Genomic DNA, 11,512 nt, shown 5'->3' with positions numbered 1-11,512 from the left:
AAAGTAACGAATGATGGGCAATTTCACAGTGGATTTATTAAAATGAAAAAGGAACGTTGACATTCTGTGACACATATGATATACATATCATAACTCTTTGCACTGCATAAGACTACAGTACAAACTGAGCAGACCGTGATTTATCATGGAGTCGGGTCACAGAGGTGACAGTGGAATTTCTTCATCCACGGGACAGTAGTTGCTTTATACTGGTTCGTGGGTGTTTTTTTATACTTTTCTGGAAAACACATCATTGTAAAACCCCACATATCGTTAGTGCCATAGAGCTATCTTACTTATTTCAGGAGGTAACTGGTATGGAAAAAAATGAATTTCAAAAAGTTGCAAACAAAGTGTCTCTCGTGACGATCATTGGGAATGTTGTATTATCTGTCATGAAACTTTTAGCAGGTGTGATTGCGCATTCCAATGCCATGATCAGTGATGCGATCCATTCCGCATCCGATGTATTCAGTACATTTATTGTTATGATCGGGATCAAACTGTCATCCAAAAGTGCTGACAAGGAGCATCCGTATGGACATGAGCGTCTGGAATGTGTGGCGGCAATCGTCTTATCCATCGTTTTGTTTATCACAGGGCTTGGGATCGGTTCGAACGCATTAAAGGCCATTACGCAGGGAGATTATAATCATCTGCAGGTTCCTGGTATTCTGGCACTGATCGCAGCAATCGTGTCGATCGCCAGTAAAGAGGCAATGTACTGGTATACCAGACATTATGCAAAAAAGATTGATTCAAGCGCGCTTATGGCAGATGCGTGGCATCACCGTTCCGATGCATTTTCTTCAATAGGAGCATTGGTCGGAATCGCAGGTGCAAGAATGGGATTTCCGGTAATGGATTCTATAGCCAGTCTGGTGATATTTGTATTTATCATAAAAGCAGCTTATGATATTTTCAAAGACGCCATGGATAAAATGGTAGATCATTCCTGTGATGAAGAAACGGAAAACCAGATCCGTAATTGTGTCAGAAAAAATAAATGTGTAGAAGGAATTGATCTGCTTCAGACAAGAATCTTTGGAAATAAGATTTATGTTGATATGGAAATTGCACTGGATGGTTCCATGTCTCTTCAGGAAGCACATAAAATTGCGGAATCGGTTCATGACAGCATAGAACAGAATTTTCCTAAGGTAAAACATATTATGGTACATGTAAATCCAAGTAAATAACTCTTGACATATGTCCGAAACCGTACTATATTAGCAAATGTACGATTTCGGACATTTTTTTCAGGAGGAGTTTATGCATATAGAATTATCAGAACATTTCACATACAAAAAGCTGTTAAAATTCACGTTTCCATCGATCATCATGATGGTTTTTACTTCTATTTATGGCGTGGTGGATGGTTTTTTCATATCAAATTTTGCAGGTGCAGAGCCATTTGCGGCGATCAATATTGTAATGCCGTTTTTGATGATCTTCGGAGCGGTCGGTTTTATGTTTGGAACCGGAGGCAGCGCACTGGTAGCTTATCTGCTTGGTGTGGGCGATCAAAAAAAGGCAAATGAGACTTTTTCCCTGCTGGTTTATCTGCTGATCGGAATCGGTGTGGTCTTAATGGTGATAGGACTGCTCTTTTTGGAGCCGATCTGTAAATTGCTTGGTGCAAGTGCGGAAATGATGCCTTATTGCCTGCAGTATGGCAGGATCATTCTCTGGTCGCTGGTACCGTTTATGCTGCAATATATCTTCCAGAGCTTTCTGGTCACAGCAGAAAGACCGAATCTCGGTCTGTATGTGACGATCATAGCCGGTGTTGTCAATATGATCTTGGATGCGCTGCTTGTCGGCGTGTTAAAGCTCGGTGTTGCCGGTGCAGCGGAAGCGACTGCTGCCAGCCAGTGCGTGGGAGGACTTATTCCGCTGATTTATTTCTCTGTGCGTAATAAAAGCAAGCTGCGCCTCGGAAAAACGCATATGGATCTTTCTTCGGTAGTAAAAGCATGTACAAACGGAGCTTCCGAATTTATGACCAATATCTCCATGTCGGTCGTTAATATGCTGTATAACTGGCAGTTGATCCGGCTTTTGGGAACAAACGGTGTTGCAGCATATGGTGTTATCATGTATGTCAACTTTATTTTCCTGTCGATCTTTATCGGATATTCCATGGGAAGTGCACCTATTGTCGGATTTCACTATGGAGCGGGTAACAAGGATGAACTGAAAGGGCTTTTGCGGAAGAGTCTGCGGATCATAACAGTTATGGAGATCGTGCTTACACTGGCAGCCGTTTTACTGGCGAAACCGCTTTCTCTTGTTTTCGTCAGCTATGATAAGGAGCTGCTTGCCATGACGATCATGGCATTTACGGTCTATGCATTTTCGTTTCTGGGAGCAGGCTATAATATTTATATTTCCTCGTTCTTTACAGCACTGAACAACGGTGTCGTATCCGCAGGTGTTTCATTTGGCAGAACACTGATCTTCCAGGTGATCTCAGTTCTGCTCCTGCCGGCTGTTTTCGGGCCTTCCGGTATCTGGTATGCGGTCATCATGGCAGAAGCAATGGCACTGGTATTGTCCTTCGGATGTCTGTTCTACAATAAGAAAAAATACGGTTATATGTAAAAAGGGGAGAATGATCACATGAAAGAAGCATTTAAAGAATATTTTGAGATCGAGAGACGAATCAAAAATGCCTATCATGAAGCTGCAGTAAAAATGCAGATGTCAGACAGTGAGATGGATATTTTATATATCATGTATTCCTATCCGGAAGGGTGTAACCAGAGTATTCTGTATAAACAATCCTGTCTGACCAGATCAACGGTAAATACGGCTCTGAAAAAAATGGAACGAAACGGGGTTCTCTCCATTTTACCGGGAGAAGGGCGCAATACAAGAGTCGTTGCAACAGAAACCGGCAAAAAGCTGATCGAAAACACGGTATGCAGAGTGATCGCGATCGAAAATGAGATCTATGATTCCTGGTCGCGGGAAGAGCAGGAGATGTTTATGCGGATCAACCGCGATTATGCGGAAAAGATCAGTGAAAAGGTGAAGGGGCTGTAAAAGGGGCACTTTTTTGGCATAAAAGGAGCATGTTACAGGAAAAAGCGTTTTGATAAAATAGTAAAAATAGCTATCTGTTTTGATTTGTGTGCATAAGATAGAGTATGTGGGGGAAAATAGATGAAAAAACGCTTTGGAAAACAATTCCTGTGTTATCTGCTGAGTGTAACACTTTTTGCATCTGTATTACAGGTTCCGGCAGGAGCCTCACAGGTCAGTCCGCAGGGTGGGACAAAATCGTCTGTTATTTCACGGCAATCTGCAGAAAATAATACAGATTCTTCAAAAATCTCAAATGACACAGTATCTGCAAGGAAAGAAGAAAAAACGCTGGATTTCGCCCTGAACGGTGGTTCCTTTATAGAGGGCTATCAGGCACCTTCTTCTTATCCAGTAAATAAGCTGCCTGATGCATCGGTCATCAATAAGCCGGGATATGCATTTGCAGGCTGGTATGATAATAAAGAATGCAGCGGAGAGGCTGTTACAAAGATAGATGCATCTTACACAGGCTCTCTGGTTCTTTATGCAAAATGGACGGATCCTTATTATTATGTGGATATCCCGACGAATGTAAAGGCAGACGGTTCCGAGCTGAAATTCAGCGGCGCAGCAGACGGTCTGTATGAGCAGGAAGTCGTAAAGGTTTCGGTCAATTCGGAAAATAACTGGCATCTCAAAAATCACGACGCGCTGCTTTCTTATCAGCTCAAGGAAAAAGATACAAAGCTGATACCGGAAAATGATGTACCCATCATCAATCTGACATCCACGAAAAAGAGTGATGAAAAGGTCTATGTCTGTGAGGTAACAGGAGATCCGCAGGCAGCGGGAGAATATGAAGATACGCTGACCTTTGAGATCGGTCATGAAAGCCCCAGCTATACGATAAATTATGAAGCAAACGGTGGTTTTAAGGATGATCCGAATAATCCTGGCAGCCTCATTTCCTTTGAAGAAGAGACTCTTGCGCCGGGCACTTCTCTTAGCAATCTGCCGATCGCCATCAAGTCCGGTTATACATTTCTCGGCTGGTGCTATGATGAGGGCTGCACCAGATATGTCGCAACAACAGACCGCCTGCTGGGCGATACAACATTATATGCAGCTTATACCGAAGATCAGGCGTTCCAGTCACATGCGATCGCTGCTTTTGCGCGCGCGATCGATGTAGACGGTGCTTCTCTTGTCATTCAGGTAACGGATCAGAGCGGAGCCATGAGCGCGGATGAGATCTTAGCTGCCTGTACCTTAAAAAATATCAGTGATTTTGCGGAAGAGATCACACTGCATTTATCAGCCGCAGGAAACAATACCTATACGATCAGCAAGGAAAACGGCTGGAAAGAGGGTTCCAATTACAGGCTGCTATTAGATAGTAAAGATCTTTACTTTACCGGCTTTGATACTTCGATCCGTGAATACGAGATTTCCATCCATAAGGATGAAGTAAAAAATGTTTCCTTAAATCCAAACCTGAAATATATCCAAATAAAAGAATTATCCAACCTGACTGTGAACGGACAAAGTGTACAGTCTGTTTCTGTTGCAACGATGACGCTTGGGCCGGACGGATCGGTCAGAAGTGAAGGAAGTACGACGACCGGCAGCTTCACCTATACGGATAAAAAGCTGAAAATAGGCGATCAGATCGCAGTTTATGCGGGAGATGTCATTCCGACAATGGATGAGGTAGCATCGTCTGCGGATGGAAGCGATATTTCGTTCTTTGAGATCACGGGCGTGAACGGAAACCAGTATACTTACCGGGGTTCTAAGACAGAGGATGTGCTTTTTATGCCGGATGTCCTGCCACTGGATCTTACGAAGGATCAGGACGGCGATCCGGGAAACAACAGTGTAACGGTTGATCTGTCTGAACTGACATTTGCTGACAGTGTCAGCCAGAATTCCATGCTTTCTGCCGATACGACAGTGGATGAGGGAGATTTTCTGGCTCTGTATACAGACCCAAATGATCAGGGTACGCTTTCCTACGGAAAGATCACAAGTGTCCTTATGTCAAATGGACAGTATATCATTGCCTATCAGCCGCAGACATGGGAAGATGTCAAAGCTGCCATGGACGTTTACACGACCGAGTCCGTGAAAGGAAAAGATCTGCTGGACGGTACAGATGTGCAGGCACTGGAAAGCAATCTGGAAGCGCAGGCAGTGGAAAGCGGATTTGCCGGAGACGTAGCACAGCAGATCGGTGAAATGACGCTGCGCACAGATTCTTTTGCCGCGCTGGAAAAAGAGCTTGGAAAAGAACTGAAAGCAGATGTGAAAATTGCGGGAACAGATGAGATAGAGGGGCTGACAGCCCCGGGTTCTGCGAAAAAGCGTGTGGAAGTGGGAACACCGCAGGTCAAGGCGGATCTTGATACAAAGCTGCACCATTTTGACGGCAATGAAAGTGGCGTCCATCTGGGGCTGGAGATTACAGTTCCGATCACGTTCCATGTAGCGCGTTATGCGGATTTTACGATCACCGTCACAGCAACATTTGAACAGGAAGTGCGTGTCGCAGTTCATGTAGATGGGGAAGCGGTATGGAAGGTATGGGGCATTTTCCCTTATATTGCGGATTACCGCGTGACAGCTTCTCTGGATCTGTATGAATATACGGGGATCGGACTGGATATCAACTTTAAAACGGAGCAGGCGAACAATTACCTGCTTTATCCGACAGCGGGCGGCGTTCCGGTATCTCAATTTAAAAAGAAGCAGAAACTGGCAAATGATGTAGAAAATATCATTTCCGAGCTTGAAGATATGATGGAGAACGGAAATGAGTATATATCCGATAAAGCTCCTTTCCTGGCAAATCTGGGCGGATCGGATGACGATGTGGATGCCAATACCGGAGGCAGCAATCAGATCTCCGTGGCAAAATCTCTGGCAGAACGTTATGCAGATCTGTTAGAGGATGATGGTGACTGGGTCGAGATTTACACCAAACGGATCACAGAGCAGCATTTCCGTGTGCTTCTGGTGATCGATATTGCGATCGAGCTGGATTTCGTTGTCTGGACGAAAGTCAATGTTTCGATCGGTATGAGCTTCTGGTACAAAAATGCCAAACGATATGTGTTCTGTCTGCAGGTAAAAGGCAGGAAAGCAACGAGTGATACGATCAATATTACCGAAGAACAGTATGAATTTACCGCATATGCCATGGGAACGATCGGCGTCAAAGCTGGTGTCAGACTGACGGTACGTGTCGGGCTTTTGTCAACGGAGCTGGCAAGTGTGGGACTTTCCGCGGAAGTAGGCGGTTATGTACAGCTCTGGGGGTATTTATATTACATCCTGAAATATACCGCTTCGAGCGGAAGAAATACGAGAGCGATCGGTGCGCTATATCTGGAGATCGGCATATATCTGGATATCAAGTTCCGTGCGCAGGCACTTTCCAATGCATTTACCTATTCGCCGACGCTTTATGAAGCCATGTGGCCGTTATATACCGCCGGTACGCTGGAAAATGTGCTGGATTTTGCGGATACAACGGACATGGAATGTAATCTGAAGTATGAAATGAAGAAAATGCGTATTCCAGATGACTTCTTCACCATGAATTACATGGATATGAAGGAAGGTCTGGACGACGGAGAATATTTCACAAAGATCTATGAAGATGACAGTGACCAGTATTTTGTGATCACGATGACAAATGATGCCTTTTCTTATGACCCGGAAACCAATCTTGTTACGGTAGATCCGGGCGCGGAAAAATCGGTAGACGGCGAGATGATCGTCACATGGAAGAATCAGCCGGGCACATTCAACACAAAACCGTTCCAGAAAAAAGTGAAGCTGCACTGGGATATGCTGCGTGATGGCTATATTCTCGCCTTTATGAGCAACGGTGGTTCTTATGTCACGCCGCTCGACCAGAAATACGGAACGGAAATCATAAAGCCGGCGGATCCGGTAAAACAGGGCTATACATTTGCAGGCTGGTATACAGATGAGGCGTTGACAAAGCCTTATACCATTCCTGCCACAATGCCCGATCAGGATGCGCTTGTCTATGCAAAATGGACGCCTGCCGGTGTTTCTTACACGGTAAAGACATATCTGCAGGGCGCAAACGGTGTTTACGAAGTGCCTGCGGATGGTGTGGAAAAGAAAACCGCATTGACAGGAGCTACGATCAGTCCACAGCCAAAGGTGCGCGAAGGCTACGAAACACCGGCGGTCAGATCAGCGGTTGTAGAAGCAGATGGCAGTACGCTCATTGAATATTATTATCCGAGAGCAAAATATACCGCAACCTATCGGTCAGATAACGAGGTGGTTTCTACGGGTTCTTACCGCTATGGCACCATGATGCCTGTACCTGCGGTTTATAAGCCGGGCTATGATCTGGACGGCTGGATCATGGAAGGAAATACGACTGTGGAAGAAATCCCACAGGATGTACCGGCAAAGGATGTGACTTATTTTGCAAAATGGAGTCCGCAGTCAGGCATTGGTTATACGGTACGATATTATGTGGAGGAAGAAAACGGAGACGGTTATATTTTAAATGAGATACGGTATCTGACCGGAGAAACCGGGCAGACTGTCACAGCACCTGCAGGCGCGTATGATCCGGCAATTTATCACTTAAAAGATAACAGACTACCAGATGGCGAGATCAAAGCGGACGGAAGTCTGGAGCTGCGGGTTTTCTATGACCGGAATGTATATACAGTGACGTATGATCTGCAGGCATCCGATGCAGCCTTGCCAGCAGGAAGCGAACTGACATTTACCGCAAGACCGGAGCAGAAGCTTGTGACCGAAACGCCGGAAAGAGAAGCCTACAGATTCCTTGGCTGGTATCTGGATGCAGATCATAAGCAGAAATTTGATGATACAATGCCTGCACATGACATCACATTATATGCAAAATGGGAAAGCATGCAGGTCAATTATACGGTCAGACATTATCAGGAAAATCCTGAGATCCTGAATGAATATGGTTTCCCGGAAGGGGAAGCATCCACATATACACTTGTGGAGGAAGAAGTATTTACCGCGCTTGCAGGCGATCTGGTTTCACCGGCGGTAAAATCCTATGAAGGCTTTACGTCACCGACTGTGCGTACGGAAGAAGTAACGGTGGATGCGGATGGTGTCGGAACGCTTGTCATCGAGTATCAATATGAACGCAACGATTACATCATGGCATGGTATCGGAGCGAAACGGAGCTCATTCCATATACAGTACAATATGGTGCAGCGATTCCGGTTCCAAATGAGAAAGAGATGACAAACGGTAAACCGGGCTATCGTGTAGAAGGCTGGTATGAGGATCAGGCTCTTACGAGTCCTTTCACCTATGAAACAATGCCTGCAAAAAATCTGACCGCCTATCCAAAGTGGGTTGCGGATGAAATTTCCTATTATGTATCATACAATTTCCTGGATGGAGCCACGCAGGTAAATTCCTATATGGAAACTTATACCGGTCTGACGGACAGTGTTGTACAGCCGCCGGAGGTAAAGAGCTTTGAAGGCTATACGTTTGATGAAAGCTCAAGACTGACGGATTTTAAGATCGATCCATATGATCCGAATATCCAATATAATTATCAGATCAACACGCATACGCTGACTTATCAGTACGAAACGAATGATGCGGCCGGAACAAATACAATAACCGCACAGAAAAAATATGGTGAAGATATTACGATACCGGATCCGGTAAGAGATGGCTATGCATTTGCAGGCTGGTATACAGAAGCAGGCTTTGAAAACCGATATACGGGAACAACAATGCCCGATCAGGATCTGGTTTTATATGGAAAATGGATAGATGGAAAACAGTCTTATCAGGTGTTACATTATCTGACACAGCTTGATGGCAGCAGGCGGCTGTATCTGGCGGAAAGTCTGTACGGAGAACCGGGAGATGTGATAACACCGGAAACGAAAGCACCGGAGGGCTACGAGGATGTAACTCCAATAACCCATACACTGGAACAGGGATCTGTAGAAAACAATCGTATCATTTATGTGTATCCGAGAAAGCAGTATCAGATCAGATATGTATTAAACGGTGGAATCTGCGAGCAGAGCACAGAGCAGATGATAGCATACGGAACGCCTTTAAAAGACATTCTGGATGCGCTTCCGATCTACAGAAACGGATATGAATTTGCAGACTGGTATACAGATGAAGCACTGCAGACTGTTTACAGACCGGATAAAATGCCCGCCTTGGATCTGACTTTATATGCAAAGTGGGATGTCCTGCAGACCAGGTATGTGGTAGAGCATTATAAGGAAAATGTAGAAACGGGCGCGTATGAGCTGGCAGAGAGAAGCTACCGCTATGCAGATACAGATACGATCGTAGAGCCTGCGGTAAATGCGTACAGCGGCTATACAAAGCCGGATGTACAGCAGGGCACAGTAGCGGGAGATCCGCAAAATATGCTTGTGATCAAGTATTACTACGATTGCAGTAAGCATACACTGACGGCGCATGATATAGTCTGTGCGGATGGCATTTCTGTGGAAGATGTGACAGATGAGAAGAAAAGTGGCAGTAAGCTGCCAACGCAGGCAAGAAAAGCCTACCTGTTTGGTGGCTGGTATGAAGATGCAGATTACACACAGCCGTTCAGTGGTGTCATGCCCGACAGAGATCTGACCTTATATGCAAAATGGATCCCTGATATGCGGTCCTACAAATTTATTTACAGAGTACAAAATCTGAATGGCAGATATGTAAATTACAAAATTGTAAGCGGAGAAGCACAAATCGACAGTTTTGTAACACCGGAAGGAATTGGTGATGCTGCGGTCACAAATGGATTTACAATGCCGGTACTGGATCCGGTACAGATCCGTTCAGAAGCTTACCAGAACACATATACCTTTGATTATGCAAGAAACAGATATACCGTCAGATTCCAACTGGATAACGGGGAAAGTGATGTTGTACAAAACGGCTATTATGGCAGTGAAATAAGAGTGCCTGTTCCAAAGAAAACAGGATATACCTTCACAGGCTGGGACAGCAGGGTAGAGAATACGATCCCGGATCATGATGTGACCTATACTGCACAGTGGCAGATCAATTCCTACCATATTGCTTTTATGGTTGGTAATGACGATAAGGGTGCAACATATCAATACGGACAGACGATCAGCCGCCCGGCAGATCCGAAAAAAGAGCATTATATATTCAAAAACTGGAGCGGCGAAGTACCGCAGACAATGCCGGCAAAGGATGTCAATCTGACAGCGGTGTTTGAGCCGGCAGCATATCAGATCACCTATGATCTGGATGGCGGAAAAGAGTATTACAATCCGACATCCTATACGTATGAAAGCAATACGATCGTATTAAACCGCCCGACAAAGAGCCATTATGAATTTTTGGGCTGGAGTGAAAAAGGCAAAGAAGGTCTTGTGAAGGATGTGACCATACCAGTAGGTTCCTATGGAGATCGTCATTTTAAGGCAAACTGGAAAGTGATCACTTATACGATCAGTTTTGCATCGGATAAGGTTGTGCTTGGCATGGATGATATGCAGATCACCTATTTTGAAACGAAAAAACTGGAAGCATGCAAGAAAGCACCAAAGGGATACAAATTCTACTGCTGGACGACAAGTCTGGAAAATCCGAGTTATGACTACAGCAACAGGCATCAGATGAAGCATGTGGAAAGGAATATGACCTTATATCCGGTTTATACGCCGAAGCAGTACCGCGTTTACTTTGATTACAACCTGGATAAATTATACAAAGAATATGCGAGCCATGACTTTGAATCCAAGGTGGATATCACGCAGGTCGGCACAAATGACAGTAAACGCCATAAATGGGGATATGTGCTGGACGGATGGGATAAAACGAATGATAAAAATGAAAATCTGGGTTATTTTGATGTATCAGAAAAGAGCTTTATCCTGCGCGACACAGAAGATATCACGCTGAAGGCAAACTGGAAGCCAAACGGAAAATATCTGTATACACCATCGAAGTACACAAACAGTTACAATATCACCGATGGCAAAAACAGAGAGATTTCCTTTAAGTTCTATGTGGACGGAAAACAGGAGAAGGAAAAGGTAACAGGAGATTACGGGCTTGGAAAAGGCGCAGAGTATGTAATGAACATGGATAACATGTCTTTGGACGTAGTCAGCAAAAATTTCAAGAAGGTTAAAGTGGAAGTCCAGTACAATGTGCATATGGTCAAAGACGGTTATGCGGTCATGCGTCTGCGGTACAAACCAAAAAATGGCAAAGAAGTTTCCTGGAAGACAGAATCATCCGACCTTCTGGACAGAAAGATCACAAAATACTTCTCCTACGAGCTTGACCGGACAGATGTGGAGTATTTCTGGATCGAGTTTGATGCAAACGGTGGCGGCGATGATGAATATAATCTCGACAATATACTGTTTAAAGTAACCTATTTAGAGAAATAAAAGCAAATGAAGGGCAGAA

At 44.6% G+C, this 11,512-nt stretch carries 4 protein-coding genes and 1 riboswitch; all 4 genes read left to right on the top strand.

The window, feature by feature from the left end; all coding sequences use genetic code 11:
• Positions 1–114 precede the first annotated feature (114 nt).
• A riboswitch (NiCo riboswitch) is annotated at positions 115–198 on the top strand.
• 119 nt (positions 199–317) lie between these two features.
• The 4 genes from KQI22_RS12305 (at position 318) to KQI22_RS12290 (ending at position 11,493) form a co-directional block, all read left to right on the top strand.
• Positions 318–1,199, top strand: a complete 882-nt coding sequence (locus KQI22_RS12305; RefSeq protein ID WP_216552781.1) for a cation diffusion facilitator family transporter — start codon at positions 318–320, stop codon at positions 1,197–1,199.
• 73 nt (positions 1,200–1,272) lie between these two features.
• A complete protein-coding gene (locus KQI22_RS12300; RefSeq protein ID WP_216552779.1) occupies positions 1,273–2,604 on the top strand; it encodes an MATE family efflux transporter in 1,332 nt (443 codons plus the stop codon).
• Positions 2,605–2,622: 18 nt separating this feature from the next.
• Positions 2,623–3,048, top strand: coding sequence for a MarR family winged helix-turn-helix transcriptional regulator (locus tag KQI22_RS12295; protein WP_216552777.1), 426 nt, complete (start codon positions 2,623–2,625; stop codon positions 3,046–3,048).
• 120 nt (positions 3,049–3,168) lie between these two features.
• Complete coding sequence (locus tag KQI22_RS12290) at positions 3,169–11,493, top strand: InlB B-repeat-containing protein (protein ID WP_216552775.1); 8,325 nt, start codon at positions 3,169–3,171, stop codon at positions 11,491–11,493.
• Positions 11,494–11,512: the final 19 nt, after the last annotated feature.

The sequence above is a fragment of the Kineothrix sp. MSJ-39 genome, from assembly GCF_018917935.1.
Lineage (GTDB): Bacteria > Bacillota > Clostridia > Lachnospirales > Lachnospiraceae > CAG-194.
The sequence above is the reverse complement of the archived record's forward strand: the minus strand, read 5'-3'. Positions and strand labels throughout refer to the sequence as shown.